1 protein-coding gene is annotated in these 487 nt (G+C 63.7%); it reads right to left on the bottom strand.

Going from position 1 to position 487, the window contains the following annotated elements; translation table 11 throughout:
- Window positions 1-151: 151 nt before the first annotated feature.
- The coding region (locus HMPREF2924_RS08960; RefSeq protein WP_141765529.1) for a DUF3275 family protein at window positions 152-487 on the bottom strand (336 nt) is incomplete at its 5' end.

Here is a 487-nt window from a genome sequence, read left to right as displayed (position 1 = left end):
TCACGCAGTGCGATGATGGCCTGGTCGACGACGGATCGGTCGAACACTGCATCGCGGAACTGGTCAGCCAGATTGTCCAGTCCGACCTCGCGCAGCGAGGCGCAAACCAGCAACAACTCCTCGCTGAAGCCTGGGGTGTTGTAGATCGATTTCATGCGGCCTCCTTGCGGGTCCACACTTGTTGTTTGAAGTCGAGCTCATAGCCCAGCGCGCCGAGTCGCACGCACTGTTGGCGTAGTCGCTTGCGGTCGACCGTGGTGTCCAGCTTGACGATTTCGCCTAGCGGCCAGACCGTCCCGAACAGCTCTGCATCTGCGTCTGTGTCCGGAGTGGCGGCCTGCTCTGCAGGAGCCGGAGGGGACATACCGAAAGGCGCGTCCTCCCCTGTTGCAGCGGGGCGCAGAGGCTTCGGTTTCTGGGGCGACTTCGGCGGTACCGCCGGGGCTACTGTGGGCTGCTGGATCGCGGGCACTTCGTCGAGCGGATC

The sequence above is a fragment of the Pseudomonas sp. HMSC063H08 genome, assembly GCF_001813645.1.
GTDB lineage: Bacteria > Pseudomonadota > Gammaproteobacteria > Pseudomonadales > Pseudomonadaceae > Pseudomonas > Pseudomonas aeruginosa.
This window is presented reverse-complemented; position numbering and strand designations above follow the sequence as displayed.